Annotated in this window: 28 protein-coding genes; 22 read left to right on the top strand and 6 right to left on the bottom strand. The window is 42.5% G+C overall.

The features are described from left to right. Positions 1–165: 165 nt before the first annotated feature. The 5 genes from P9989_RS18555 (at position 166) to P9989_RS18535 (ending at position 4,117) form a co-directional block, all read left to right on the top strand. Positions 166–1,503: a copper amine oxidase gene (locus P9989_RS18555; RefSeq protein ID WP_283076335.1), complete on the top strand. Its 1,338-nt coding sequence runs from the start codon at positions 166–168 to the stop codon at positions 1,501–1,503. A gap of 299 nt (positions 1,504–1,802) precedes the next feature. Further along, the gene (locus P9989_RS18550) at positions 1,803–2,807 is read left to right on the top strand and encodes a class F sortase (protein WP_283076334.1); all 1,005 of its coding nucleotides are present in this window, start codon (positions 1,803–1,805) and stop codon (positions 2,805–2,807) included. A gap of 65 nt (positions 2,808–2,872) precedes the next feature. Beyond that, complete coding sequence (locus P9989_RS18545) at positions 2,873–3,019, top strand: hypothetical protein (protein ID WP_283076333.1); 147 nt, start codon at positions 2,873–2,875, stop codon at positions 3,017–3,019. A gap of 21 nt (positions 3,020–3,040) precedes the next feature. After that, positions 3,041–3,799, top strand: coding sequence for a 2-dehydro-3-deoxy-D-gluconate 5-dehydrogenase KduD (kduD, locus tag P9989_RS18540; protein WP_283076332.1), 759 nt, complete (start codon positions 3,041–3,043; stop codon positions 3,797–3,799). 198 nt (positions 3,800–3,997) lie between these two features. Beyond that, entirely contained in the window at positions 3,998–4,117 is a 120-nt protein-coding gene (locus P9989_RS18535) for a YjcZ family sporulation protein (RefSeq protein WP_283076331.1), read from the top strand. Between the two features lie 113 nt (positions 4,118–4,230). Here the strand turns inward: P9989_RS18535 and P9989_RS18530 are convergent, their stop codons facing one another. The 3 genes from P9989_RS18530 to P9989_RS18520 form a co-directional block, all read right to left on the bottom strand. Then, on the bottom strand, positions 4,231–4,926 hold the full coding sequence (locus tag P9989_RS18530) for a hypothetical protein (protein ID WP_283076330.1): 696 nt from the start codon (positions 4,924–4,926) through the stop codon (positions 4,231–4,233). 279 nt (positions 4,927–5,205) lie between these two features. Next, positions 5,206–5,580: a hypothetical protein gene (locus P9989_RS18525; RefSeq protein ID WP_283076329.1), complete on the bottom strand. Its 375-nt coding sequence runs from the start codon at positions 5,578–5,580 to the stop codon at positions 5,206–5,208. A 199-nt stretch (positions 5,581–5,779) separates the two neighbouring features. Continuing rightward, positions 5,780–7,252, bottom strand: a complete 1,473-nt coding sequence (locus tag P9989_RS18520) for a spore germination protein (protein ID WP_283076328.1) — start codon at positions 7,250–7,252, stop codon at positions 5,780–5,782. 222 nt (positions 7,253–7,474) lie between these two features. Between P9989_RS18520 and P9989_RS18515 the strand changes: the two genes are divergently transcribed. From P9989_RS18515 to P9989_RS18505, 3 genes are read left to right on the top strand one after another with little or no spacing between them, the layout of a single operon-like run. After that, a complete protein-coding gene (locus tag P9989_RS18515) occupies positions 7,475–7,609 on the top strand; it encodes an NAD(P)-binding protein (protein WP_283076327.1) in 135 nt (44 codons plus the stop codon). Positions 7,610–7,614: 5 nt separating this feature from the next. Beyond that, complete coding sequence (locus tag P9989_RS18510; RefSeq protein WP_283076326.1) at positions 7,615–8,523, top strand: FAD-dependent oxidoreductase; 909 nt, start codon at positions 7,615–7,617, stop codon at positions 8,521–8,523. Between the two features lie 2 nt (positions 8,524–8,525). Beyond that, positions 8,526–8,792 (top strand): FAD-dependent oxidoreductase, encoded by a 267-nt coding sequence (locus P9989_RS18505; RefSeq protein ID WP_283076325.1) that lies wholly within the window; start codon positions 8,526–8,528, stop codon positions 8,790–8,792. A 61-nt stretch (positions 8,793–8,853) separates the two neighbouring features. Here the strand turns inward: P9989_RS18505 and P9989_RS18500 are convergent, their stop codons facing one another. Next, positions 8,854–9,330, bottom strand: coding sequence for a YndM family protein (locus P9989_RS18500; RefSeq protein WP_283076324.1), 477 nt, complete (start codon positions 9,328–9,330; stop codon positions 8,854–8,856). A gap of 323 nt (positions 9,331–9,653) precedes the next feature. Between P9989_RS18500 and P9989_RS18495 the strand changes: the two genes are divergently transcribed. The 4 genes from P9989_RS18495 to P9989_RS18480 all read left to right on the top strand — a co-directional run bounded on the left by P9989_RS18495 (position 9,654) and on the right by P9989_RS18480 (position 13,443). Next, entirely contained in the window at positions 9,654–10,352 is a 699-nt protein-coding gene (locus tag P9989_RS18495) for a YetF domain-containing protein (protein ID WP_283076323.1), read from the top strand. 590 nt (positions 10,353–10,942) lie between these two features. Continuing rightward, complete coding sequence (locus P9989_RS18490) at positions 10,943–11,692, top strand: MerR family transcriptional regulator (RefSeq protein WP_283076322.1); 750 nt, start codon at positions 10,943–10,945, stop codon at positions 11,690–11,692. Between the two features lie 15 nt (positions 11,693–11,707). Continuing rightward, positions 11,708–12,730, top strand: coding sequence for a phosphotransferase enzyme family protein (locus P9989_RS18485; protein WP_283076321.1), 1,023 nt, complete (start codon positions 11,708–11,710; stop codon positions 12,728–12,730). Positions 12,731–12,999: 269 nt separating this feature from the next. Further along, on the top strand, positions 13,000–13,443 hold the full coding sequence (locus P9989_RS18480) for a hypothetical protein (RefSeq protein ID WP_283076320.1): 444 nt from the start codon (positions 13,000–13,002) through the stop codon (positions 13,441–13,443). A gap of 92 nt (positions 13,444–13,535) precedes the next feature. On the opposite strand, the gene P9989_RS18475 is transcribed toward P9989_RS18480, so the two are convergent. Both P9989_RS18475 and P9989_RS18470 read right to left on the bottom strand, forming a co-directional pair. Then, positions 13,536–14,246 (bottom strand): CBS domain-containing protein, encoded by a 711-nt coding sequence (locus P9989_RS18475; protein WP_283076319.1) that lies wholly within the window; start codon positions 14,244–14,246, stop codon positions 13,536–13,538. 68 nt (positions 14,247–14,314) lie between these two features. Next, on the bottom strand, positions 14,315–14,467 hold the full coding sequence (locus P9989_RS18470; RefSeq protein WP_283076318.1) for a hypothetical protein: 153 nt from the start codon (positions 14,465–14,467) through the stop codon (positions 14,315–14,317). Positions 14,468–14,640: 173 nt separating this feature from the next. Between P9989_RS18470 and P9989_RS18465 the strand changes: the two genes are divergently transcribed. From P9989_RS18465 to P9989_RS18420, 10 genes are all read left to right on the top strand, one after another. Continuing rightward, entirely contained in the window at positions 14,641–14,970 is a 330-nt protein-coding gene (locus P9989_RS18465; RefSeq protein ID WP_283076317.1) for a helix-turn-helix domain-containing protein, read from the top strand. Positions 14,971–15,201: 231 nt separating this feature from the next. Further along, positions 15,202–15,531 (top strand): helix-turn-helix domain-containing protein, encoded by a 330-nt coding sequence (locus P9989_RS18460; RefSeq protein WP_283076316.1) that lies wholly within the window; start codon positions 15,202–15,204, stop codon positions 15,529–15,531. A gap of 285 nt (positions 15,532–15,816) precedes the next feature. After that, positions 15,817–16,521 carry a tyrosine-protein phosphatase gene (locus P9989_RS18455; protein ID WP_346274868.1) on the top strand — a complete coding sequence of 235 codons (705 nt, stop codon included), beginning with the start codon at positions 15,817–15,819 and terminating at the stop codon, positions 16,519–16,521. A 498-nt stretch (positions 16,522–17,019) separates the two neighbouring features. Beyond that, positions 17,020–18,402, top strand: coding sequence for an extracellular solute-binding protein (locus P9989_RS18450; protein WP_283076314.1), 1,383 nt, complete (start codon positions 17,020–17,022; stop codon positions 18,400–18,402). Positions 18,403–18,527: 125 nt separating this feature from the next. After that, the gene (locus P9989_RS18445) at positions 18,528–19,382 is read left to right on the top strand and encodes a carbohydrate ABC transporter permease (protein WP_283078976.1); all 855 of its coding nucleotides are present in this window, start codon (positions 18,528–18,530) and stop codon (positions 19,380–19,382) included. Positions 19,383–19,396: 14 nt separating this feature from the next. Beyond that, positions 19,397–20,221, top strand: coding sequence for a carbohydrate ABC transporter permease (locus P9989_RS18440; RefSeq protein ID WP_283076313.1), 825 nt, complete (start codon positions 19,397–19,399; stop codon positions 20,219–20,221). Between the two features lie 24 nt (positions 20,222–20,245). Beyond that, positions 20,246–23,353 carry an alpha-mannosidase gene (locus tag P9989_RS18435; RefSeq protein WP_283076312.1) on the top strand — a complete coding sequence of 1,036 codons (3,108 nt, stop codon included), beginning with the start codon at positions 20,246–20,248 and terminating at the stop codon, positions 23,351–23,353. A gap of 127 nt (positions 23,354–23,480) precedes the next feature. Continuing rightward, positions 23,481–24,599 (top strand): GntR family transcriptional regulator, encoded by a 1,119-nt coding sequence (locus tag P9989_RS18430; protein WP_283076311.1) that lies wholly within the window; start codon positions 23,481–23,483, stop codon positions 24,597–24,599. A 402-nt stretch (positions 24,600–25,001) separates the two neighbouring features. Next, complete coding sequence (locus P9989_RS18425; protein ID WP_283076310.1) at positions 25,002–25,301, top strand: VanZ family protein; 300 nt, start codon at positions 25,002–25,004, stop codon at positions 25,299–25,301. 354 nt (positions 25,302–25,655) lie between these two features. Continuing rightward, on the top strand, positions 25,656–26,423 hold the full coding sequence (locus tag P9989_RS18420; RefSeq protein ID WP_283076309.1) for a tyrosine-protein phosphatase: 768 nt from the start codon (positions 25,656–25,658) through the stop codon (positions 26,421–26,423). The last annotated feature ends 35 nt before the right edge of the window (positions 26,424–26,458 follow it).

Genomic DNA, 26,458 nt, shown 5'->3' with positions numbered 1-26,458 from the left:
AATATCTAGCAAATGTCACCTTCCCACCCCCACCACGACAACATTTTTCAAAAAATCCGCAAAAAATCTAAAAAAATATATAAAAAAAGTGATCCAATTTTGATCCATTGACGATAGCTTAGTAAGAAAAACAGGACAGCCAATACTTAAAGGAGAGTGAATCACTTGAAAACATTGAAAAAAGCAGTCGTAATGTTTATGGCGATCATGCTACTTATTCCATCCCTTGCGATGGCACACAATGGAGAAACGCATGAGAAACCGACATCCAAGACACCAGCCGCTGATCTGCGAGCGGGTCTGGATCAATTGCTGTCTGAACACTTTGTGTTAGCGACAACCGCTATGATTAAGGATTACAACAATGCAGAAGACGCTGATGAAGTGTATAAAGCTCTTGATCAGAACGCGAAAGATATGACACCGGTAATTGCTTCGGTTTATGGTGAAAAAGCAGCCGCACAGTTTGAAGATATTTTTCTTGGACATAACGATTACACACCTGATTTTGTTGAAGCAAAGGTGAACAATGACAAGGAAGCTCGTCAAGCAGCTGAAGCAGAAGTTGACGAATTCGTAGATAAATTCAGTTCTTTCCTTGCCAAAGCAACAGAAGGCAACCTGTCTAAAGAAGCAGCGGCAAAAGTGTTAGCAGCTCACGAACAAGATGTGATTAACGTATTTGATTATTATGCAGCTGGAGAATACAAAAAAGCATATGAGGCGTTCCGTGAAGGCTTCGACCGTATGTTTGCGATCAGTAAAGCACTATCTAGCGCGATTGTAACGCAAATGCCTGAGAAATTTGAAGGCACAGAGGCCGTAACACCAGCCGCTGACTTGCGCTCCCAATTGAACAGTCTGGCTGCCGAGCACTTCGCTCTAGCTGTTCTGGGGATGCAAAAAGGCTATAACCAGGCTGAAGATTATGATTTTATAACATGGGCAGAAAACATGAATACTCAGGATTTCACTAAAGCTATCGAATCTATTTATGGTGCGGAAGCGGCCACACAGTTTCAAAAAATTTGGCAGAAAAACCACATCCAAGCACAAGGTCAACTGGTAACCGCAACACTGGAAAATGACGAAAAAGCTCGCATGGAAGCCGAGCAAAGCCTGCAGAAATTTGCTGAAACGCTAGGTCAATTCCTAGGAAAAGCAACGGGCGGAAACTTGCCAGCTGATGCCGCAACGAATGCACTTTGGGCACACGAAGAAGATGTCATCCAAACGTTTGATCACTATGTAGCCGGCGATTATCAGGCAACATATGAGTCTTTCCGTGACGGATATGGCTTCATGTTCGGCGTTGGTGAAACATTAAGTGATGCGATTGTAAAACAAATGCCTGATAAATTCTCTGCTGAGCAAATGCCATCTGACATGCCGAAGACCGGTATGGGCGGTACAGCCACAAGCAGTCTTTGGACATGGGCAGCATTTGGAGCATTTGTCTTGATCTCAGGCGGCTTCATGATGAGAAAAAGAGCACAGCAATAAACAAGTAAGCTGCGCAAGGTCGCTCCCCAGGGGGTCCAGCCTCTGGGGAGCCTAAAGGACACCCGCATTTACCTCATCTTCGGATCAAGGTGAATGCGACTGTCCTTCACTTAATTTTTATAAAAAACGGCGAGTTCCTTAGAAAACCCTCTCAAGGTCATATGCGAAGGATACGAGCCGGAAAATGATAAGCTAGAGGGGAGGGGAAACCCTCTCTCTTTTTATAAAAAAGCAGCGCGGCGCAAGGAAAGAGCGCCCTGCGCTTTTGTTTAATAAATAAATCAAAAAAGGTGATGGGTATGAAGTGGAGAACGTATTTTACTATTGTAGGCTTAGGGGCCCTGTTGCTGGCGGGGTATAATTCAAACGTGTGGGCGAACTTTACCTCCCCTTATGATCCGACAGTCGAAACAGAAACGTCAGAAAATAATAAGCAGGAAGCATCTGATCTCTCCCTGAAATCGGAAGAGTTTACTCTTGTTGATCAATCAGGGGACATCAAAGAGGTCGATTTCGAAACCGATAAACCGGACATGAGCAGCGGAATCATTCCAACCAATTTGAAGATTCCCAGTCTCGACATCGATGCGCCTGTAAGCAAAGTAGGCGTCCTGGAAAGCGGACAAATGGGTGTGCCGAAAGATGATAAAACGGTCGGATGGTTTGAGCCAGGCACGAAACCGGGCAATACCGGGAACGCTGTCATGGCCGGGCACGTCGATAACCAGTCTGGTCCAGCCGTCTTCTTCTATCTGGACGATTTACAAAAAGGTGATGAAATCATTGTCACCAATGAAGAAGGCAAAGAGCTTACGTTCGTCGTCCAGAAGCTCGAAAGTTACCCGCGTAACGATGCACCGATTGAAAAAGTTTTCGGTAAAACCGATAAAAAAAGGCTCAATTTGATTACGTGCACAGGGAACTTTAACCATGACAAAGGCACCCATGAAGAACGTTTGGTGGTGTACACCGAACTGAAATCTTCCTTGGATGATGGCGAGGAAAAGCCAAAAGAAGAGGCAGATTACGAGATTAAAGCACCATCCCATGTGGAAGTGAACGGAACCTTCGTAACATGGCACGCAGTCCGTGTAGATGGAGTGGCAGGCTATCGTGTTTATCGCAGTGAAGATGGCGAGAACTTCAAAAAAGTAGCCAGCATTTCTGAACACGAACGCAAAACATACACCGATCCTGAAGCATCGAAATATACGTATCATGTCACCACTGTCTACCTGGACGGAACGGAATCAGAGCCATCCGAACCCGCCAAGGCCGATAAATCCACCTATTCCATCACCTAATCGGAAATAGTAAAAAAATGCCACCTCAGGTCATCCAGAAACTGGATGACCTGAGGTGGCATTTTATGTTATTTTTTAGATCTTTTCTTTGGATCATTAGAAGATTGACCGTTATGGACTTTTCTGGTGTACTTGTAGAAACTAGAACAATTTTCATGCTGATCAGCTGGATTAGCTACCTTAGAACAAACAGACGTAAAGCATGCCATTAAGTAGACAGTTAAGGAGGTCCTATGAACAATTACTTTGATTTACAAGGAAAGACAGCCTTAGTAACCGGGGGCAATAAAGGTGTAGGGAAAGCTGTTTCTTTAGGTCTGGCCGAAGCAGGAGCCGACATCTTAATTGTCAGCCGCTCTGGGGCACCCGACGAACTTATTGAGGAAATTGAACAAAAAGGAAAACGCTGTGAAGTAATTCAACACGATTTATCACAACTCGATCAGATCAATGACTTAGTTTCTAAATCACTGGACCTGTGTGGCAAAATTGACATCTTAGTTAATAACGCAGGGGTTCAGAGAAGGGCAGATGCCGTTGATTTCAGCGAAGAAGATTGGGATTTTGTTCAAGATGTCAATGCGAAAGCTGTCTTTTTTCTCTGCCAGGCATTTGGAAAGCGTATGCTGGAACGTGGTTATGGGAAAATTATTAATCTAGCTTCACTCCTGTCATTCCAGGGTGGACTGAGAGTACCTGCGTATGCAGCCAGTAAAGGGGCTGTTGCTATGTTTACGAAGTCTCTCTCCAATGAATGGGCAAGCAAAGGCGTTAATGTGAATGCAGTGGCACCGGGATACATTGCTACAGAAATGAACGAGGCCCTCATTGCAGATGAAAAAAGGAGTAAAGAAATTTTAGATCGAATCCCTGCTGGCCGCTGGGGAAACCCTGAGGATTTAGCAGGGGCTATCGTCTTTTTGGCAACTAGGGCAGCAGACTATATTCATGGAGAGGTTCTAGTAGTAGACGGAGGCTGGATGGGAAGATAAGGACAGGCCGGCGTGCATTTACATATCCTATTGCTTTTCTAAAAAATTCCACCTCAGGTCATCCAGAAACTGGATGACCTGAGGTGGTTATTTATTCCAATTTATCCCTGCACGGAAACCTATTTCTGGTAAAGGGTGGCTTATTGTCCACCCACTATGGATCCCCTGGCATATTGTAGTTAAAAAGGGGGTGAGATAATGAGTTATGGAAATGCAGGTGGAGGATTTGCTTTGATTGTAGTCCTTTTCATCCTACTAATAATCGTAGGAGCTAGCGCTTTTGGCGGCGGCTTCGGCGGTGGTTTCGGTGGTTATTAATTTGAGTGGAATTATGGATCAGGACCAATTTTTCCCCCAGAAATCTGGTTCCTGAATGGTAAAGGCTGACGAGAAATATCGTCAGCCTTTTTCATCGCGGTAGATGGTTTTGATTAATGGTAGTTCTTATTTTCGTGATTGGAACGTTCAGCCATATCTTTAACTTTTTCGTAGGCTTGTCTCACCATTTCATCTGCAATCATAACGTTATCTGTATCAAATTTTTCGTCTTTTGAAACGTCAAATTGAAGTTTCTCTGCATACGGAGCGGGTTGATTCATCATAAAAGCCGAAGTCACTTCACAATAGACGTCTCGAGCCTTTTCAGCATCCAGCTTACCTGTAACGATCTCATTCATTAAGTTAAGCGCAAGAATATTAGCCGCTTCCATATCACACCGAGATGACGCTTCCCCTCTTGTTCGTTCAATGATGACACTTCCATCAAATTTGGCAAGCTCACTAAACATTTCAGGGGGTACGGAATAATTAATATAGTTCTCGATCACATCGGTATGGGGCTGCGGAAAATCATGCGGGATTTGATCACGATAAACGATCGTTCGTTTCCATGGTCCATTGTTATACCAGATTAGTCTACTTTGAATGGCTTCATTTGGGGGGCCGTACTGGTCGATTGTATGGTTCGCCGCGTTTTTAGACATCGCATTCCAATCTTTAATAATTTCTTTAACTATTTCCATGTTCATCACGTCTTTGGTTGTTTTCTCAGCCCCGCCAAAGGTTTGAACTTTTATATCGCTCCCCATAGAAATGCCGGCCGTTTTTAACTTTTCGTCTTGTTCCATTGATACGCCTCCAAGAATTTTAATGTATGTATACTATGTGCCTATTCCTTTTTAAATATAAGTATTTTGCAGGCATCAGTTATCAATTTGAGCAGCTTCTTACAATTGAGGGTTTCCACGGTTGATTGGCAAAATCACAACTCATTGGTAGAGGAGAGAAAAAGTTAATACGGGGATATGATGTGGTCTGGTGATTCATACTAAAAAGCGGACCCGTACATAAAAAATAAAGCTGCGCCGTTAGGGGAGTGGCGCAGCTTTAAGAAGTTATTTCCGTTATTATAGAATGTCGCTTAACAATCCTTCATCTGATTCATTGTTATTTTGAACAGATCCCTCTACACCTGTTTCAACATCTACGTTTGTATTATTTTCATCTTCTTCATCACCTAGAATGCTGTCTAGCTCTAAGTCAAGGCCAGCTCCTGTCCCAAGGTTGATACTGCTATCGTCTTCGTCTTCAAGACTTACATCCAATCCTAGTGCTGAATCGAGGTCAATACTAGAAGAACCTTCTTCACTCTGCAGAACGGTGTTTACACCAGTTTGGGCTTGTACATTTGTTTCACTTTCCGCTGCGGAGACGGTACCAGCGGATGCAATTCCCAAACCTAAAGTTAAAGCTATTCCTGTCGTCGCGACAGTTTTAAACATAAATAATTCCTCCTTAAAATTGAATTCACTAAGCTATCGCACTCAAGTATTCAGTGGATCAGTTTTTTATACGATTAAGCCTAAAGAATCACTCTAGGGAGAAAGTTTGAGTTGAGTGGATTTGGCCATTTCAGCATTGTTAATCCTCATATAAAAAAGGATACGACGAGTAGTCACATCCTTTTCAAAAGACTTCTAATTAACGGTCGGGATCCCTTGGGTGGAACGCTCTAGGCCGTCTGTTTTTTAATGGCATCGGAGCTCTTAGGAATACATCTCTAATCGCCCGGTAGTTGAACGGAATGAACGGCCACAAGTAAGGAATGTTGAATGACTTGATGCGGGCAAGTGAAACGATCCACAGAGCAAGACCGATCACAAACCCAACTAAGCCAAAAGCGGCCGTTGCAAACAGCAGACAGAGTCGATAGATCCTGTTCGCCAACGCGAATTCATAGGATGGTGTTGCAAATGTACCAATCGCAACAAATGAAATGTACAAGATAACTTCATTGGTAAACAGCCCAACAGCTACGGCAATCTGCCCGATAATAACTGCCGATACGAGACCGAGAGCTGTGGCCATCGAGGATGGCGTATGAATCGTTGCCATCCTCAACATATCCATCCCGAGCTCGACGAGTATGAGCTGGATCAACAATGGAATTAGTATCGTTTCTTTTGGTCCGATAAAACTTAACGCTTCGGGCAGTAAATGCTGGTTTTCTGCAAAAAAGAACCAGAGCGGCAGCAGGAAGACCGACATCCAGATCGCAAGAAACCGGACGATACGGAAGTAAGCCCCAACGATCGGACGCTGTCGATACTCTTCCACATGGTGCAGATGGTGCCAAAATGTTGCCGGCGTAATCAGCACACTCGGTGATCCGTCGACGATGACAAGCACATGACCCTCGTATAAATGAATGGCCGCCGTGTCCGGACGCTCGGTATAACGAACCGTCGGATACGGATTCCACCCTCGTCCGCATAGAAATTCCTCCACCGTCTTCTCACCAAGCGGCAGTCCGTCGGTATCAATTTTTTTAAGCGAATCCTTAATTTTATTTACGATGTGAGGATCGGCAATATCCTTAATGTACGATACACAAATATCGGTTTGCGATCGTCTCCCGATTGACATGTACTCCATCCTGAGGGAAGGGTCACGTACACGGCGCCGCGTTAGTGCTGTATTAAATACGACCGTCTCGACAAAACCGTCTCGAGGCCCGCGTGTCACGCGCTCTAGATCAGGCTCGGACGGACTCCTGACAGGATACGTCCTCGCGTCAATAATAATTACTTTATCAATGCCGTCCACGACGAGCGCTGTCGCACCACTTAGTACCCAGAATATGGTTTTATCCAAATCATCTTCAGTACTAATCTCTATGTACGGAAGATACGTTTTCATCAATTTCGTCAACGGTTCCGCATCAAGTTGCTCTGGTTCAAGACCAGCCAGCAGCTTCATGAGGTAATGCAGAATCTTATCCTTCGCAAAACCGTCAATTAAAAACATGCCCATATCACGCCCGGCATAGTTCAAGTCCAGATGAATCGCATCGAAACTTTCCCCGATCCCGAGCTCTTTTTTCATAAAGTCAATGTTATCTGTAAAACGATCATAGACAGGTTGCTTCGATCGTCTATATCCTTCGTAGCCCATAAGTACACCTCCTCCGTCACATTTCTTTCCAATTGGAACTCGATTCATACATGCAGGTTTAAGAAATTGAAGGCTATAGAGGATAAGGAACGTGAATGAATCGACATCCTAATCTAGATCATCCAGAGAGTGATGTGTTCTGTTAAAGGATCTTTTCCTGCATGAAAGCAAGCCACCTACAAATACTAGATAAAATAATGGAAGAAGATAGGAGGGACTCGTGTGGAAAAGTATGATGCAATTGTCGTTGGAGGAGGATTAGCCGGGCTTTCCAGCGGAGTTCTGTTGACCTCGAAAGGGAAGCGCATCCTTGAAGCAGAAGGGGTGGTCGGAGGGCGAACCTCGTCTTATAACTAAACGGGATGAAGGTGGAATCGGGGTTTCATCGTTACATAGGTTTTTATTCCCATTTACCCCTTTTGCTTAGAAAAGTAGGAATCAAGCTTTCCGACATTCTCACCTGGGAGGAAAAAGTACACGTCCGTATGAATAACGGAAAGCCGTTAGTGTTAGGGCTTGCGCCTGTACACGGGATGGTTAAAACAATACAGGGGTTTATTGGCAATCAAGACTATTTGTCGGTTAAGGACAAGCTTTCGCTGCTTCCTTTCTTTATAAGAGGAATGATCGATTATCTAGTAAGGCCTAAACAATTAGACTCATTCAATATTAAAGAATATGCCTTTAAGCATGGGGTCACTCCAGACGCTTTTCATCAGTTAATTGTCCCTTTGAGTTCAGGCATCTACTTTCTGCCACCTAATCGCTATTCTGCTTATGTGTTTTTTGGACTATTTGCTCCAGGCATACCGAAGTTTTATAAAATGAGGATCGGTGCTTTTCTAGGTGGGATGACGGAAGTAATGTGTCAGCCGATGGCAGATTGGATTGAGAAAAAAGGTGGAGAGGTCAGGGTCAATGCAAAAGTGGAATCACTCATTTATGAGGATCATCAAATTAAAGGGGTGCGGTTAAGTAATGGTGAAAACCTTTACGCCACTCACACAATCTTGGCGACCACTTTATATGCTTTCAAGCCATTATTAGAACAGCATTTCAAAAAAGAAGCATGGTTTAAGCCGATAGGAAATCTCCCGTTGATGCCTGCTGCCTGTCTGCAGATCGAGTTAAGTGAACCTGCTTACCCAGTGGATATAACAACATTCGCTCCTTTAACGTGTATGTCCAGTTTTGCTGAGCAATCCAGAACGACGTTCCAGCAGTCAAAGGGCAGGTTATCGATAATTCTTTCACCTCCTGAAAAATTTTAGAAATGGATCCAGAGGAAACGCTTGAGAAGGTTCTTGCCGATGCGAAAAAAATTGGCTTGGATCTTAAGGATAAAATCATCGACTATCGACAAATCAATCATGCCTATGATTTCCATAGCCTTGAGCCTGGACATCAACAGTTAAGACCTGCTCAAAATACGCCTGTCGACGGACTCATCTTAGCTGGTGATTACACGAAACAGCCGTATTTTTCGACCATGGAAGGCGCTGCGTATTCAGGAATCAAAGCGGCAATGCTTATAAGATAAACTTCTTTTTCATAAAAACAAAAATCCTTCCATATGGAAGGATTTTTGTTGTAGGGGATTCCTACTCTTCTTCGTCTGTTTCGTTCGCTTTCTTGGCAGTTGGTTTGATATCCACATCTGAACCAAATTCAGTCTGCAGGTTTCCTTGTTGGGAAAAATTCCTCTCATCGTTCGTGTTAGCGGGATGATTCGGTAAAATATTTTTCTCCATATAGCGGTGGAAAAACATTTCTCCTACCGCGATCAATATAGCAGATATAAGCGAAGCGGTTCCTAATGGGACAGGTGCCTCGAATAGGAAAGCCCCAAGGATCCAAGTACCGGCCAATGCGAGACCAAAATCAGCAATCGTTGCTGCTGTATTACCCATTTTAGGAAGAATAAACAAATCACCGATTAAATAGGCAGTGGCTGTTAATAACACACTGGTGGTTAATATGTCGGCAAAAGAAACATCATAAAAACCTCCTAAAACGATCCATAGCACGGCTGTAACCATTACAAATTTTATGAGTAATGCTTTAATGTGTTTCATCATCTTTTCCTCCTTTCTTATCAATGACTTCAGTTTATTTTGTCCATTCTTTCGGTCTTTAATCTTTCCCTTCCTATAGGGGTAAACCACGGATAGTGGGTCAATTTAACAAAGAAAGGGAGTGAGGTCGACACAAAAGTAAAGCTCCCCCAAAAACAAAAGGCTGCATGTCCAATAATGGGAGAATGCAGCCTTTTCCCTTAATTATTACTCATGGATTTTCGGATGATCTAGAATAGGTTACTCATGGGACCCGGTTGAAAGGTGAATAGAAGAGGCGAGACTGACAAATAAATAAACAAGCACGTTAGAAAGGAAAGGTGTTTATGGGAGTTTGGGAATTAATTCTTCGGATTACTATATCATTCATCGTATTATTTTGTTTAGCACGAATAATGGGCAGAAAAGAAATTAGTCAGATGACCTTTTTTAATTTTATTTCCGCCATTGCTATCGGTACGATTGCTGGAAGTCTTGCTGTTAACCAGAATTTAAGCATCCGTAATGGTGTCATTGCATTAGCTGGGTGGGCCACTTTCACACTGATCATGGGCGTCCTGGATATTAAATCTAAAACGATCCGGAAAGTAACGAACGGTAACCCATGGATCGTAATTAAAGATGGTCAGGTGGCATTAGATGCACTTCGTAAGACACGGTTAGATATAGATACCTTGAGGGTAATGTTAAGGCAGCAGCATAACGTTTTTCAAATAGAAGATGTAGACTATGCTATTTTTGAAACGAATGGAAAACTTTCTGTTATGAAAAAAGATGTTCAACAGCCACTGACCAAAGGTAGTATGAATAACATGCCTACCGCACCTCATGCTTATCCGATGGCTACTGAAGTGATCTCTGACGGAACTGTGAATAGCAAAAACCTATCTAAGCTGCATCTTGATGAAAATTGGCTGGATCAACAACTGAAACAGGCTGGAGTAAATTCGCCGGCCGATGTGTTTTATGCAGAAGTCCAACAGGATGGCACCCTTCATGTAGATAAAGGGAACGCCATTCACTAAAGGGAAATCATTATGACGAATATGACGAAAAAATCAATCATATAGACCCAAAAACTTCCACCTCAGGTCATCCAGATTATGGATGACCTGAGGTGGAAGTTTTTGGATCGCGTGAGGGGGGCTTTTATAGCTCCCTAGCTCGATGGGATAGCGACTTAACGATTATCGATTCCGCTCTAACGCATAAACATTCCGACTTATCTCAAAACTACCTACTAATCTTAGACCAAAGCAATAAAGGAGTTTCGCCATTTTGGTAGAATAATGTAGAAGTAGAGTGCATTATGAAGATCCCAAGCTGATGGTCTTTCGCTAGCAAGATCCTGTCTACACGCGGTCTAACTGAACAATAGCTGATCAGCAACAAACTTGCCCCATGCCGCCTGCATCATCGCACCTCTTGATCATCATCGCAAGACCCAATTCTTCCTCTCAGGGATACTCAAAATAGCTCGAAAGCAAAACCAGACCAATCACTATATTAAAAAAATCTCAAATAACCTATTGACCCTCACGCAACGTCACACCTTATAGTCAATCAGTGAGGGGGCGAAATGCACTTAAAATCTAAACGAAAGGAGATCCTTCAGATGCCGATGAAAGTGAAAGAAGTTGCCGAACTCGTTGGAATCAGCATCCGCACCCTTCATCATTACGACAACATCGGCCTGCTGTCGCCGGAGGCTACGACCGAGGCAGGCTACCGACTCTACTCCAATCAGGATCTGGAAACGCTGCAGCAGATTTTATTTTTCAGGGAACTCGATTTTCCTTTGAAAAAAATTAAAGAGATCATCACAAATCCTGACTACAATCAGCAGGAAGCACTTCAGCTGCATCGGAAAATGCTGCTTGAGAAACGGCGCCGGCTCGACGGCATGATCCAGACGGTAGAGAAGACGATTCAACAACAGAAAGGAGAGATTCATATGACGAATAAAGATAAATTCGAAGGCTTTGACTTTACCCGTAACCCATACGAACAAGAGGCCCGCGAGCGCTGGGGCGATGAAGCAGTGGATCAGTCGAACGCCAGGTTCAACAAGATGTCTCAGCAGGAAAAAGACCATATGTCGAGACAAATGGACACGATTTATCGGAAATTGGCCACGTTAAGACACGATCCACCCGATTCAGAAACAGCTCAAACGGCTATTAAAGAATGGTACTTTTTCTTGAACGATAGCATTAACAATAACGATCTCATGAAATTTAAAGGCATCGGCCAGCTTTATATCGATGATGAGCGGTTTACGAACAACATCGATCAATATGGAGAAGGCCTGGCTGCATTCATGCGGGACGCGATGGCTCTTTTCGCCGATCGCCATATTCAATAAAGAGGAGGGGGCCAGATGGAACAGTGGATTGAAGATCAATTCTCAGAGGATTTGTTAAAACAAGCAAGCCGCCAATTTCAAGCAGACGCTGCTGATGCGAAAAAGCTCGGCGACTTCGAGAACTATGTGTTTGAAGTATACCGGAACGATCAGCCTTATATTTTGCGGCTCACACATTCAAGCCATCGCAGTAAAAGCGAAGTTGAAGCAGAGCTGGAATGGATTAACTATTTGCACAAGCAAGGACTCAACGCTTCCTCTGTCCACCCCTCGACCACAGGAGATCTCGTAGCAGAAATTCCCATCGCAAAAGGCACGTTTTATGTCTGCCTGTTTGATCAAGCACCTGGTCAGCCTGTAAAAGCAAGCGATGAAGCCTTTGGTCCAGAGCTGTTTGAAAAATGGGGAAGCGTGATAGGAAAAATGCATCGTTGGACGAAGGAATTTAAGCCGGGTATCAGCCGGCGGGAAAGGTGGGACCAGGACGACTTGCTGGACTTCCGTTCTTATCTAAACAGCAAGCAGGACAGCGCGATTATTTCAAGTGGTGAGAAACTAATCCGCGATATCCAGGCCCTCCCGGAGAATAAGGATAGCTTTGGATTGATTCACAACGACCTTCATTCCGGCAACTTTTTTATCGATCAAGGAGAGCTTCACATCTTTGATTTCGATGACAGCACGTATGGCTATTACGTGAGCGACATCGCGATTCCGATGTACTATGCCGTCCTGGTGAAATGCGGGGGAGAAGAACTCGCCGCCCGCTCTCATTTTGCAAAAGAATTCCTTACCCATTTTTTAAAAGGCTACCAAAAGGAAAACAGTGTTGATCCTGTCTGGATTTCCCGGCTTCCACTATTCCTAAGGCTTCGTGATTACACTCTTTACACGGTGTTTCATAAAAAGTTTGATGTCAAAAAGCTGGCCGACGGAGAGAAACAGCTCGTTGCTCAAATCCGTACCCAGCTCTTGAACGAGGAACCTATGGTCGAACTGGATTATCAAGACATTCTGGAAAAAGTAAAACTTCCATAACGGATGGACCACCACTTGAAATCGTAACTTGGACCCTCATTCATGAACAATAAACCCACCACGCTTCTTACTTGCGGGGTGGGTTATTTTTTAGTCAGGTAATCTCTTTTTTTGTTTCTTTATGGGAATGGGATTGTCACGCTGGTAAAGAGAGGTACAGACCTAGTTCAAGGAATAGGAAAGAGGATTAATCTAGGTCGAGTCTGAAACTTTTGGATGAGGTTTTCGTATAAAGAGGGGAAGCATCCTAAGCGAAGTGTGGTGATAAAGTGATCGACGAGTCGACCATAAAGAAGATAAGAATCTATTTATTGAGGGTTGGCTTCGTATTAGCCGGCCTCCTGTTTTCTTACATCATGATCTACAAATTCTCCTATCTCCCCAATGGTTATGAAGTCATTTCCCAACAAAAAAATTCTCTACTTATCCAGTCCTATAATCCAATAGGCGCTGAAGAAAAAGAGATCCAGTACGCTCCGCCAGCAGACGAAGAATGGAAAATGGACTACCTGATCGATCAGATCCAGGACCAGAAGGAATCCCTGCTGTTATGGTTCACTACTATTTTTTTGTACGTGTCCTACCTTGTATCTGAAACCTTAAAAAGAAAACCACTGTGGAAGGTTGTAATAGGAAGGGGCAGTCTTCTCGGTATATTTATTGCCTTTATTCCAGTAGCTCGGGAGCTTGAGAAGATAAACAGTTTCTTTTGATAAAAATGAAAGAGGGAAGGGGTGAGGCTTAGAAGAGGGATTTTTTAAGTTCTCGTACTCAATGAGATCTCTCATCCTAGATCTCCATTGAATCACCCTTCAGCCCCATCCACCTTAATCAAATCAAGCAACGTCACAATCCCAAGCAGCTTCCCATCACGCTCGCCGCCCTCCGTGATCATCACGGCCTTCAGCTTTTCACCCTCCCCATGACTCGACTCAAACAAATCCTCAAGCTCAAACACCGACGCCGCTTCCGACACAAACTCCACATTATGCACCTTCTCATGCCGTAGCACATCTCCAACCGTCATCCGATCCACTACAACAGAACCACCATCCACCGATTCCCCAAGCCAACGCACGATCCCAGCATCCGTAAGCAACCCTGTGAATGCCCCATCACGATAGATCGGGAACTGCGACACCCCATGCTTCCCAAACGCCTCAATCACATGGAACAATTCCGTTTCCTCATAGAAAAACAGCACCGGACGCGTTGCGATATCAAGCCCGAGCGGAGGTTGATCAAGCGTTTGATTAATACGCTCAAGCTCCTCTACCACCTCCACATGAGGCGACGCAATATAATACCCATCCCGAACACGCTCATGCACAATCGCATTCCGCAGCTTCGCATACTGCCTCAGCACATCATAGTACTCCCGAACCACACCCCGATCCTTCGAATGATTCAACAGCTCCGCGAAATTATCATTCTTCGGATAACGATTCATCTCCTTTAAATGCTGATGAATCTTATTAAACGCCAGCTCAAACCGCTCCACTAACTCATCACTCATACAGACCACGCCTCCTATGTACTCACCGAATTCATCTATCCCCTAGTATAACCAAGTCCACACCTTCTTTATAAAAAGTCGTTAAAAAAAGCATCTGCCAGGCCAGTCGCCATCCAGGGGGCCAAACTACCCGCCTGGTTTCTCTGCTGTCTCCAATAAAGAACAATACCCGCCCAAATAACCACCACACCAGGAAACCAGCACCCACATATATTTATCATTCGACAGCATCTCAAGTAAATCTTATCGAAACAACTAGGAAAAAAGAAGTTTTTAACGAAAGAAGACCCATAAAATTACATAGAACTAGGACAAGTTACGGATTTTCGTACTTTAAATAGAACGCAGGGGTGAATTGTGCTATAATTTTGTTATTCAGAAAGAAGGTGAAAGCATGATCGGTACCCGCATCCAACAAATCCGTAAAGACCGCCACATGTCCTTATCCGAACTGGCCGATCGAGCCGGTGTAGCCAAGTCCTACCTCAGTTCTATAGAAAGAAACCTACAAACCAACCCATCCATCCAATTTCTTGAGAAAATCTCCAAGGAACTAGACATATCGATCAACTTCCTGCTGCATGGAGAGTCATCAGGCAAAGATGAGAACTTAGATGACGATTGGCTTGACCTCGTCCATGAAGCAATGAATTCTGGAATCTCCAAAGAACAATTTCGCGAGTATTTAGAGTTTAATAAATGGAAAATTCGACAAAAACCATAATGTTACGTCAAGCTTATAAAGCGCTGTGTCAAAACAGCGCTTTTTTTAGCGAAAAAAAGTGTATTAAAAATATTGGTTTTACCCCCCTTAACATGGTAATATATACAGAAAGTCATAGGTAATTACCATTAGAAAACCAAAAATTACCTATATTTGTACAATATATTCACTTTTTTACATAAAAATTGGGAGTATAATTGTTTTACTACGCAAGGAAGGAGGTTTATGGGATTGATCGGTGAACACATCAAACAAATAAGGAAAAAGAGAAAGATGACGCTAGCCGAGCTGGCGGAACGATCTGGATTCGCTAAGTCGTACGTGAGCTCGATAGAACGAAACAGACAAACGAATCCTTCTATTCAATTTTTAGAGAGTATCTCTAAAGAACTTGATGTGTCGCTAAATTATCTATTGTATGGTGATAAGAATGATGATGTTCTTGATAAAGATTGGCAACATTTGATCCAAAAGGCACAGAATCTGGGAGTATCGAAGGAAAAGTTTCGTGAATACCTAGAAGAGAATAAAGAGAATGATGGTTATAAAAGCAACCTGTAAGGGACTGCTTATTTTTTATTTCGAGAATCTCGATCCCTAGATTCTGGATGTTGAAATATACAACACGAATATCTATAAGAATATGATATCAGCTTTTTCTCTGGTAGAAATAGAGGTAAATGTTGGAATGATAAGGTATGAGAAACTATTTTGCTAGATATATAGAAAGAGCTTAGCTGGCAAAACAGATAGAAAAAGTATAGAAATTCTAAGGGGAAAGGGTTTTGGGCAATGATAGATATTCACACTCATATTCTTCCAGGCGTTGACGAGGGGGCTTCGACGATGGAAGATAGTATGAAAATGGCACAGAAAGCAGTAAAGGATGGAATACGGACAGTCGTAGCGGCACCGCATCACAACAATGGGAGTCATTATAATTATAAGAACAATATTCTTATACAAGTCAGTGAATTGAATCGGCAGTTTGAGGAACGCGATATTCCGCTAACCGTTCTTCCTGGACAGGAAACACGCGTATATGGTGATCTAGTAGAGGCGCTAAAGAAAGATGAGATCTTAGCTGTCAATGAAGGGGATTATGTATTGATCGAACTGCCTCGTGACCATGTACCGGGATATTTGAATACACTCTTATTTAACATCCAGGTAGAAGGATACCGGCCGATCATCGTGCATCCCGAACGGAATGAACAAATCATTGAGCAGCCGAACCTACTTTATTCCATCGTAAGGAATGGGGCATTTGTTCAAATTACGGCTGCCAGCTTACTTGGCAAGTACGGCAGTAAAGTCAAGAAGTTATCCCATCAATTGATCGATGCAAACTTAGTGCACCTGGTTGCGTCAGGCGCACAGAAGTCACGCGGACTTAATCTCAAGGATAGCTGCCGGGAGATTAAGAAGCACTACGATCAATCGATGGTCTACTACTTCTCTGAAAATGCACAGTATGTCGTGGAGGGCCAGGCCTTAGCAACCGAACCCCCACAAAGAGTGAAAAAGAAAAAAGTATTAGGGATATTCTAATTCACGCTTAGGAAAGAGACCCGCTTTAGGGGTCTCTTTTTTACTGTGTATGTATGGTATCGGTACATTAATAATTTTGTTTAGTGTGTAAGACGCTTTTTCTTTTGTATAGGTGAAATTAATAGGAGAGTAGCGATGATAGCCAGGCTGAAAACCCGGTTTCCTAAAATGAGAAACCGGGTTTTCACGGATTAGGATACTCTAGCTTCTCCCCTTCAATCGCATAATGAGGAATGTTGAAAAAACCTGAAGCTGATAGATTCGCAGCTTCAGGTTTTTTAGACTAGAAAATAATCAAAACAAATAGTGAGAAAATTCTAATATTATATTGACCTATACATATATATCAGGTAAGTTAACTATATACCAACTTTGTAAAAGAGGTGATGGAGTATAACAAGTGAGTGTTGGGTCTTTAACTGTCGTTAAGCAGCTGCTTTTATTTTTTGTGTATGTTTGAAAGCGCTTACCAAAACTCTTAATACAAGGAGCGATGTTATGAGGTTAAAGTATGCTAAAAAGCTTACCGGGTTATCCATTATACTTATCTGTTTCTTGCTCATGACTGCTTGTTCTGATGAAGGAGCCAGTGGCACAAGCGAAGGAAACTCTAAAGACGATTTAACCATCACCTTCCGTTCGGGTGGGGGAACAAATGAAGGATTAGTCGATTGGCTGAACAAAAATATCATCCCGCAATTTAATGAAAAGTATCCTGATGTAAACGTGAACTTATCACCTCTGGAGGTAAGTGAAGGAGATTACTTTGCAAAAGTCTCCCTATTATTACAATCAGAAAATACCGCGCCGGATATAGTCACCGAAGACACCTTTATCTTGAACTCTGATGCAAATGCTGGCTATCTAGAGCCGATTACCGATCGTGTAAAAGAGTGGGATGAATGGGGTTCATTTACCGAAAATGTAAAGGCTGGTGTTATAGCTGAGGATGGGGAAATTTACGGCGTTCCCTATAACACAGATTCAAGAGGGCTATGGTACAACAAAGAGTTGTTAAAAGAAGCTGGAGTTTCCGTTCCTTGGAAGCCTAAGAATTGGGAAGATATCATATCAGCCGCAACAGCTGTGAAAGAAAACCTTCCAAAAGATGTCGTTCCTCTTTGGATGAATTCAGGTAAAGCAACAGGTGAAGCGACCTCTATGCAAACCTTTGAAATGCTCCTCTATGGGACAGGTGATCCCTTATATAATAAGGATACGAAAAAATGGATTGTAGAAAGTGATGGATTACTAAGCTCTTTCAAATTTATCGATACGATTTACGAAAAGGATCTAGGTCCTGAACTCTCCAAAGTACTTAATGGCCAGGCCAGCACAATTGCGTACCAACAATTAATGCCAAAAGGAAAGCTTGCTATTGGGCTTGATGGAATTTGGCAAACTGGCACTTGGCGAGAAGGTGGTCCCACTCCATGGCCAGAATCTAGCGAAGTCCTAGGTTTTGCTCCGATGCCTACCCAAAATGGTCAGGAACCAGGGACAACTTCCATGTCAGGTGGATGGGCTTTTTCAATTCCTTCTAAATCTAATAACAAGGATTTGGCATGGGAATTCATAAAGATGGCATCAACGAAAGAAAATAACCTTAAGTTACAGTTGAAAGATAGAAACTTAACTCCTCGTGAAGATGTTGCTAAGGAAGAAAAGTATCAGGAAATGGACTTTTTTGAGCAAGCCTCTTCATTCCTGGAAAATACCCATTTCAGACCAGCAGTAGATAAATACCCTAATGTTTCAACAGTGATCCAAACGCTCGTCGAAAGAGTCGTGACCGATACCATCACGCCGGAACAGGCCGTTGAGCAGTATAAAAAAGAAGTGACTAGCATTGTTGGAAAAGATAAGGTCACAGAAAGATAAAATAGACAGCTCCCTTCCGGAGGGAGCTGCCCTTCAAATATGGTGAGGGAGAAGGTGGTTGTGTGAATGCAAGTCAAGCGATAGCTGCAAAAGTCAATAAAAGGAAGAGAAAAAAGAAGGCAGTCATGTATCGATCCATATTTTTCTTGCTGCCCTCTTGGATTTTATTACTGATCTTCTTCGTGGGTCCTATCCTATTAACCTTTTATTTTTCCTTTACAAATCTAGCTTTAACGGGAGCGCAAGCGCAAAGTACGGAATTCATCGGTTTTCAAAACTTTGTGACCATGTTTCAAGATCCTGGCTTCAGAATAAGTGTCTTGAGAACAATTGTGTTTTTATTTTTGTCCGCCATTATCGGGCAGCAAGTCCTGGGGTTTCTCTTAGCAATATTAATGAAAGGAAAAAACACAACGTTTCGAAGGACTATCGGGATCATCATAATTGCCGGGTGGGTAACTCCCGAAATTGTCGTTGCCTTCTGCTGGGTGGCTTTTCTCAGTGATAATGGAACACTGAATATGTTATTAAACTCCATTGGATTAGAGTCGGTCGCATGGTTGTTCACCTTTCCTATGATCAGCGTGTGTATAGCGAATATATGGCACGGGACAGCATTTTCTATGATGATCTTTCAAGCCTCCTTGGATGACGTCCCTAAAACGGTGGAAGAGGCAGCCATCATCGATGGGGCATCTAAATTTCAGTTGCTTTTCCGCATAATTCTACCAATGGTGAAAGGGTCAATTGTGACCAATATGATTCTCGTTACACTGCAAACCCTGGGAGTATTCACTCTTATCTATACCATGACAGGTGGCGGGCCTGGCAATTCAACTCAAACGCTCCCAATTTTTATGTATAATCAGGCGTTTGTAAATTATCAACTAGGTTATGGCACAGCTATTTCGTTAGTTCTTCTGGTCATTGGGATCATTGCAAGTTTATTCTACATTCGTTCCATGAAAGTACAGATTTAGAAGGAGTGGAAAGAATGAATCGCTTTAAGATGGAAAAGGTATTACCCTATGTAATTTTGTCGATTATCGCACTTTGTTTTATTCTGCCTCTCTTGTGGGTGTTGTTTGCTTCAGTTGATATGAATGCGAAGCAAGCCTTGACTATTCCTGACAAGTTAACCTTTAGTAACTTTACTTCCATTTTGTCTGATCCGGCCACCATCCGTTCCTTTATCATTGGACTATTTTTATCAGGTGGTCAAGCTGTACTTGTCGTGATTGTCGGGGTGTTAGCGGCTTACCCGTTATCCCGGTATTCACAAAAGTATAAGAAGCCATTTATGTTTACGATTTTGTTTATGACATCCTTGCCGATTACAGCTGTTATGGTTCCTGTTTATCAGTTGTTTATCTATTTGAATCTCCAGGATTCTTTAGTTGGGACCATGCTTTTTCTTACGGCTTCGGGGCTCCCTTATGGCATATGGATGTTAAAAAACTTTATGGATGCTGTCCCTCTAGAATTAGAAGAATCGGCATGGGTGGATGGGGCTTCCATTTGGCGCGGTGTTAGAAGGGTTGTCGCCCCGCTAATGATACCGGGGATATGTACAGTAGGAATTTTCACCTTTACGATGAGCTGGGGAAATTTCTTTGTTCCGTATATTTTAATTCAATCACCAGATAAATTCCCGGCTTCTGTGACAATCTATCAATTTTTCGGGTCGTACGGAATGGTTGAATATGGGAAACTAGCAGCTTTCTCAATTATTTACACAATGCCTGCTGTTATTCTTTACATCTTTGCCCAACGCTTTATGTCTCAAGGGTTTAGCTTAGGTGGAGCGACAAAAGGTTAGAAAATCATAGGAAGGAGTTTTGCTATGTTTTGGACTATCGAAAAACTAGAAGATCGAATTCAAGAATTAGCTTCTTATAGATATAGAGATTTATATCCCATTCAGGCGTTTTCGTATATGCTCGATGAAGAAGGAGAAATTGGTGAGCGCCCCCCTCAACAAGGAGAATGGGGAACAATGAGTACCGGGGACCGTTGGGAAGGACGGGATAAATACCTTTGGTTGAAGACTACGGTTTCCCTTCCACAACATTGGGAAGATAAAAAAATAGTAGGCGTTTTTGATTTCGGAAAAACGGGCGGTGGTCATAATTCCGGGTTCGAGTCACTGCTTTATTTGAACAATCGTCCTTTTCAAGGGGTCGATATGAACCATCAGGAAGTTTTTATGAACGGCGGATTAGCGGGGAGTGATGTGGAGCTTTGCTTTCGTTTATGGTCTGGATTGGAGGGAGGAGGAACGCCAACCATTCAGGAACATCAGCTGACGAAGGCGTTTGTTTCCTGGCTTGATGAAAAGACGGATGATTTATTTTTTACAGCTGAGGCCGCTTTGGATACCGTGAAATACCTTGACGAAAACCAATCTGAAGGCATAGCCCTTCTAAAAGCGCTGGACAGAGCCTTTCATTTAATAGATTGGTCTCAACCAGGAAGCGACTTATTTTATTCAACTGTGCACCAAGCGCAGGAAAGATTAAGAGAAGAGATTCAGCAAATTCCTAACCAATCCATGATCACCATTAATGCCATAGGTCACACCCATATTGATGTAGCTTGGTTGTGGAGGCTGAAGCATACACGAGAAAAAGCGGCCAGATCGTTTTCTACCGTATTGCGTCTTATGGAACAATATCCTGATTATGTATTTCTTCAGACCCAGCCACAGTTGTATGACTATATTAGTCAAGATTATCCTGAGATTTACGAGCAAATGGAAAAGAGAATTGAAGAAGGGCGCTGGGAGCCTGAAGGGGGAATGTGGCTGGAAGCCGATTGTAATTTAACTTCAGGAGAGTCACTTGTACGTCAGCTGTTGCTTGGTACTAGATTCTTTAAGGAGCACTTTGGGAAGGAATGTGAATATTTGTGGCTGCCAGATGTGTTTGGTTATAGCTGGGCGTTGCCGCAAATCCTTGTAAAATCAGGAATAAAGACATTCATGACTACAAAAATAAGCTGGAGTCAATACAATAAGATGCCCCATGATACTTTTAAGTGGCGGGGGATCGATGGGACTGAAATCCTTACCCATTTTATTACGACACCTGAGGATGATCGCTGGTTCTACACCTATAACGGTAAAATCAACGCACGGACTGTAAAAGGAATATGGGATGCTTATCGAGATAAAGAGGTAAACCAGGAACTGCTCCTTTCTTATGGTTATGGAGATGGAGGAGGCGGGGTGAACCGTGAAATGCTTGAAAAGAGAAGGCGGTTCGATGAAATACCAGGCCTTCCAAAAGTTAAAACCGGCCGTGCAGATGAATATTTCAGGCGTCTACACGAAACCATTGATGGAACGGACCAATACGTCCATACGTGGGATGGCGAATTATACTTAGAATACCATCGCGGAACTTATACGAGTCAGGCATACAATAAGCGCATGAATCGGAAGATGGAGCTCCTACTCAGGGAAACGGAATGGTTAAATTCTTTAAAAAGTGTCCAAAAACAATCCTGGTCCTCCTACCCTGTAGAGGACCTTACAGAGAGCTGGAAAACAGTCTTACGCAACCAATTTCATGATATTATCCCGGGCTCGTCGATTCGAGAAGTATATGAGGATAGCAAAGAAGAGTACGAAGAAGCTCGAGAACTAGCAGAGAGTGCATGGTCCGATGCGAGGAATGAGCTTGTAGATCATACGCAAGGGAACTATACCATCTTTAACTCTGGCTCTCATCAACGAACAGATATGGTTCGGATAGCTCAGGAAGGTGAAGAGGTTACTTGGACAGACGAAAACGGAGAAACCCTAGACGCTCAGAGAACGGCGGAAGGAGATTGGATCGTGCGTGCTGAAGAGATTCCTTCTTTGGGGAAAGCTTCTATTCATAGTTCTGCAGGCGCGGAAACGAAGTCGTCACCCTTTACGCTAAAGGACAATGGAATTTTAACACCCTATTACGAAATCGAATGGAATGATCTCGGACAACTAGAGAAAGTTGTAGATGTTACCAATGGCCGAAATGTTCTAGCTGCAAACCAAAAAGGGAATGTATTTCAGTTATTTGAAGATAAACCGATGAGGTTTGATGCCTGGGATATTGATCTCTATTATCAGGAAAAGCAAAAAGAAATCCAATCATTACTATTCGCCAAGGTAGTAGAAGAGGGACCAGTTCGAACCGTGATTGAATTCACTTGGGAGCACCACCAATCAACGATTAAGCAACACATGATGGTGTACGCCAAAAACCCACGGATCGACTTTGAGACACATGTAGATTGGCATGAGAGAGAACAGCTGCTTAAGGTTGCCTTTCCAGTTGATGTAAGGGCGACGGAAGCTACTTACGATATTCAATACGGAAATGTAAAAAGGCCCACTCATTGGAATACGAGTTGGGATCACGCCAGGTTTGAGTCTGTAGGCCATCAATGGGTAGATTTATCCGAAACAGGTTATGGAGTCAGCCTGCTTAATGACTGTAAATACGGCCATGATGTGAAAGACAATGTCATTCGGTTAACTTTACTGAAATGCTCTACAGATCCGGATGTTGAACAGGACCAAGGTGAACATTGGTTTACGTATTCACTATTACCGCATAAAGGAGATTGGAGAGAAGCTGGGACTGTGCAAGAAGCTTGGTCCTTAAATAATCCATTTACCTACGGCGAGGGGAATTCAAATAGAACCTCCTTATTTAGTGTAAATAATGAACATGTATGGGTAGATGCCGTGAAGAAAGCTGAAGATGCTGATGAAATGATTGTGCGTTTACATGAATTTACTGGAGCAAGAGGAAGAGTGGAAATATCCAGTGAATTTAACGTATCTTCGTGGCAGGAATGCGATTTAATGGAGCGCGAATTAGACGCTGACAAGAATACGGGACCATTCCAATTTGAGATCAAACCTTATGAGATCAAAACTTTCCGTGTCAGCTTAACAAATTAACTGGATGTTCAGCTTCTCCCCCGCTCATTCATGTAGCGGGGGAGAAGTTATGGACCTTACCCTTTTCTTTGCTTGAAGTTGGTATATTGTTATACTAAAGGTGCTTTTAAAAATTAGAGGTGACGGCATGAAATCGTTATATGAACAAGTCTACGAATCATTAAAAAATGAAATAATTTCGTCTAAATATAAAGTAGGAGACAGAGTTCCTTCAGAAACAAACTTGTCAGAGATGTTCCAGGTAAGTAGAATTACCAGTAAAAAAGCTCTCGAGAAGTTAAGGAATGAAGGATATGTGTATCGGCAGCGCGGAAAGGGCACATTTGTAGCTAGTTTCCAAACCAGTCATAAGGGAACTCCTCACAGAAACACAGATAAACCTCTATTTGGTTTAATTGTGACAAATTTTAATGATAGCTATGGAAGCAAGTTGATTACTTCTATTGAGAAAGCATCAACCGATCAGTGCATGGTCATTTTAAAATGCTCATTAGGAGACGCCGAACGAGAAGAGAAGCTAGTGAAAGAACTGCTTGATTTTGGTGTAGACGGCTTAATTGTCTTTCCAGCACAGGCAGAACATTATAGCTCTGAGATCCTCAAGATGGTCGTGGACAAATTTCCGCTTGTCCTTATTGACCGATCGTTTAAAGGAGTTGCGGCGACGTCCGTATCAACAGAGAATGAAGAGGCAGCAAAAACAGGCGCTCATTATTTACTTGACTTAGGCCATGAACACATCGGAGTCCTCATCCCTGAAAATTTTGAAACCACCACCATTGAAGATCGCCTCAATGGAATTGTCAATGCATTTGCTGAAAAGAAAGGCATCGTCAATCGTGATCTTTGGTGTTCTGACATAAAAAGCACCTTACCTACTCCTCTAGCTACAAAAGAGGAAGATATAAAAGTTATTACCCAACACCTTAAGAACAACCCGCACATAACGGCATTGTTTGCGTTAGAATATAATATTGCTGTTTTGGCGAAAATTGCGATCCAACAGTTAGGATTTCGGGTGCCAGAGGATATCTCGATAATATGTTTTGACAGCCCTGAATGGAATGATCTCCAAATGGACTTCACACATTTAAAGCAAAACGAACAAGAACTTGGACAGCTTGCTGTGAAAAGGCTCTTAGATATGCATAACGGAGAATTTACTATTAAAAAGGACCGCATTTCGGCAAAATTAATTACTGGAAGTTCTACTCAGCAAATGAACGTAATTTATCCTGGTTCATAACAGGAAAAAGCCCATGGAGAGTTTACATTTCTCCATAGGCTTTTCTGTGTGCACGGTCCTCGATCATTCGTGCAGTTTCAGAGAAGAAGGGGTTAGAAATGTCGGGGACTAATAAACGATCCATCGAAAAGACAACTTTACTGTTCGGTTCTCACTTAAAGAGATTTTTGCTGCCAGGGCAAGTAATTCTGAGAGACCTTAAGGGGTCTCTTTTTTTACTGTATGTATGTTATCGAAATGAACGATCAATACTTGAGGAATAAGCACAAAATAATAAGAAAGAAGTGTATATTCCATGCGTCGTATTTTATTTACGATCCTACCCGTCCTTTATATGATTCTAATTTGGTTGCAATCGAGCTCTACGATCGCAGAAATTAAAAGCTTCATCGGTATATTTCCATGACCATCAATATCTTGTTTGAAAGCTTGCATGTGATCGAGTTTGCCTTCTTGTATTTACTATTGGTTGGAGCACTAAGGGTAAACAAGAAGTTTACGAAGGCTACCAGTTATGCAGTAGCGGCCGTTGCAATGCTATATGGGTTAGTGGATGAAGTTCATCAGTTATATGTTGTGGGGAGGTCTTTTACGCTTATTGATTTACTAAAAAATTGCATAGGTGTTGTGCTAGCTTGCATGATGGTTCATATTTATTATTTCGGGCAGGAAGCAAGTAGATTTAGGGCGAGGCCTGATTAAGATATATAATATATACCTACAAATTTCGCTAAAAAACTTAAATAGAATGAAACACGAGTGTAATATGCAATTAACAATTTGATAGTATTCTATATAGTGGTGAGGGGTTATTAATAATCTATATATAATGTAAGCGCATACTGAAAATGTCCTAGTAAAAAAGTTTTGAAAAAATCCGTCGTATATATCCTTGATTTACAAACATTTTTCCCTAAAATTGTTAGCGAGCTAGGAATATTCTCCAAATAACCCCCTTCATTACCCTAAAGAAACCTGCTATAATGTCTTTAATACAAAGTATTTTAAAGATGTAAACAAAATATACATTATAAGTACTAGAGAGGAGAGGGACTATTGATTGATATTCACAGCCATATACTCCCGGGTGTTGATGACGGTGCTCAGTCCATAGAAGAAAGCATCAAGATGGCCGAAGCGGCGGTAGCTGACGGCATACATACCATTATTGCTACACCTCACCACCAGAACGGGGCCTACAATAACTACAAGAACAACATCATGATCCAAGTGGCTGAGCTCAATCGACATTTGTCAGATTATGAGATTCCATTAACCGTTTTACCTGGACAAGAAACACGCATCCACGGAGATCTGTTAGAGGGGCTCAGAAACGATGAAATCCTCACTTTAAACGAAACAGGGAACTATGTATTTGTCGAATTTCCGTCCGATACTGTTCCGAGATATGCTAGTAAACTACTATTCGACATGCAAGTAGAAGGCTATCAGCCCGTTATTGTCCATCCTGAACGCAATCGACATATTATCCAGCATCCCGACACACTCTACAACCTTGTTAAAAAAGGTGCATACACGCAAATTACAGCAGCCAGCCTATGCGGACGCTTCGGAAAGAACATTCAGAAGTTCACTCACAAACTGATCGAAGCGAACCTGACCCACCTTATTGCATCTGATGCTCACAACACCACTTCAAGAGGGTTTTGTATGAAGGATGCCTATAGGGAGTTACGAAAAAACTATGGTCAGTCCATGGTTTATTTATTTGCGGAAAATGCGGAGTATGTAGCGGAAGGACAAGCGTTAGCTTCGGATGTACCTCAGCATGTTAAAAAGAAAAAGTTTTTGGGATTATTTTAATAAGATATGGGGTTACACAAGTTTTTTTGTGTGAC

The organism is Halobacillus naozhouensis (genome assembly GCF_029714185.1).
GTDB classification, from domain to species: domain Bacteria; phylum Bacillota; class Bacilli; order Bacillales; family Halobacillaceae; genus Halobacillus_A; species Halobacillus_A naozhouensis.
This window is presented reverse-complemented; position numbering and strand designations above follow the sequence as displayed.

What these genes read in the sequence shown, in the direction of transcription:
- P9989_RS18475 (WP_283076319.1), bottom strand. Translation starts at nt 14,246, where the DNA reads ATGAGTGATGAGTTAGTGGAGCGGTTTGAGCTGGCGTTTAATAAGATT.
- P9989_RS18495 (WP_283076323.1), top strand. Translation starts at nt 9,654, where the DNA reads ATGGGAGTTTGGGAATTAATTCTTCGGATTACTATATCATTCATCGTA.
- P9989_RS18470 (WP_283076318.1), bottom strand. Translation starts at nt 14,467, where the DNA reads ATGATAAATATATGTGGGTGCTGGTTTCCTGGTGTGGTGGTTATTTGG.
- kduD (WP_283076332.1), top strand. Translation starts at nt 3,041, where the DNA reads ATGAACAATTACTTTGATTTACAAGGAAAGACAGCCTTAGTAACCGGG.
- P9989_RS18535 (WP_283076331.1), top strand. Translation starts at nt 3,998, where the DNA reads ATGAGTTATGGAAATGCAGGTGGAGGATTTGCTTTGATTGTAGTCCTT.
- P9989_RS18505 (WP_283076325.1), top strand. Translation starts at nt 8,526, where the DNA reads ATGGATCCAGAGGAAACGCTTGAGAAGGTTCTTGCCGATGCGAAAAAA.
- P9989_RS18425 (WP_283076310.1), top strand. Translation starts at nt 25,002, where the DNA reads ATGACCATCAATATCTTGTTTGAAAGCTTGCATGTGATCGAGTTTGCC.
- P9989_RS18520 (WP_283076328.1), bottom strand. Translation starts at nt 7,252, where the DNA reads ATGGGCTACGAAGGATATAGACGATCGAAGCAACCTGTCTATGATCGT.
- P9989_RS18525 (WP_283076329.1), bottom strand. Translation starts at nt 5,580, where the DNA reads ATGTTTAAAACTGTCGCGACGACAGGAATAGCTTTAACTTTAGGTTTG.
- P9989_RS18445 (WP_283078976.1), top strand. Translation starts at nt 18,528, where the DNA reads ATGTATCGATCCATATTTTTCTTGCTGCCCTCTTGGATTTTATTACTG.
- P9989_RS18430 (WP_283076311.1), top strand. Translation starts at nt 23,481, where the DNA reads ATGAAATCGTTATATGAACAAGTCTACGAATCATTAAAAAATGAAATA.
- P9989_RS18510 (WP_283076326.1), top strand. Translation starts at nt 7,615, where the DNA reads ATGAAGGTGGAATCGGGGTTTCATCGTTACATAGGTTTTTATTCCCAT.
- P9989_RS18465 (WP_283076317.1), top strand. Translation starts at nt 14,641, where the DNA reads ATGATCGGTACCCGCATCCAACAAATCCGTAAAGACCGCCACATGTCC.
- P9989_RS18435 (WP_283076312.1), top strand. Translation starts at nt 20,246, where the DNA reads ATGTTTTGGACTATCGAAAAACTAGAAGATCGAATTCAAGAATTAGCT.
- P9989_RS18450 (WP_283076314.1), top strand. Translation starts at nt 17,020, where the DNA reads ATGAGGTTAAAGTATGCTAAAAAGCTTACCGGGTTATCCATTATACTT.
- P9989_RS18545 (WP_283076333.1), top strand. Translation starts at nt 2,873, where the DNA reads ATGTTATTTTTTAGATCTTTTCTTTGGATCATTAGAAGATTGACCGTT.
- P9989_RS18455 (WP_346274868.1), top strand. Translation starts at nt 15,817, where the DNA reads ATGGAAGATAGTATGAAAATGGCACAGAAAGCAGTAAAGGATGGAATA.
- P9989_RS18530 (WP_283076330.1), bottom strand. Translation starts at nt 4,926, where the DNA reads ATGGAACAAGACGAAAAGTTAAAAACGGCCGGCATTTCTATGGGGAGC.
- P9989_RS18485 (WP_283076321.1), top strand. Translation starts at nt 11,708, where the DNA reads ATGGAACAGTGGATTGAAGATCAATTCTCAGAGGATTTGTTAAAACAA.
- P9989_RS18490 (WP_283076322.1), top strand. Translation starts at nt 10,943, where the DNA reads ATGCCGATGAAAGTGAAAGAAGTTGCCGAACTCGTTGGAATCAGCATC.
- P9989_RS18550 (WP_283076334.1), top strand. Translation starts at nt 1,803, where the DNA reads ATGAAGTGGAGAACGTATTTTACTATTGTAGGCTTAGGGGCCCTGTTG.
- P9989_RS18500 (WP_283076324.1), bottom strand. Translation starts at nt 9,330, where the DNA reads ATGATGAAACACATTAAAGCATTACTCATAAAATTTGTAATGGTTACA.
- P9989_RS18440 (WP_283076313.1), top strand. Translation starts at nt 19,397, where the DNA reads ATGAATCGCTTTAAGATGGAAAAGGTATTACCCTATGTAATTTTGTCG.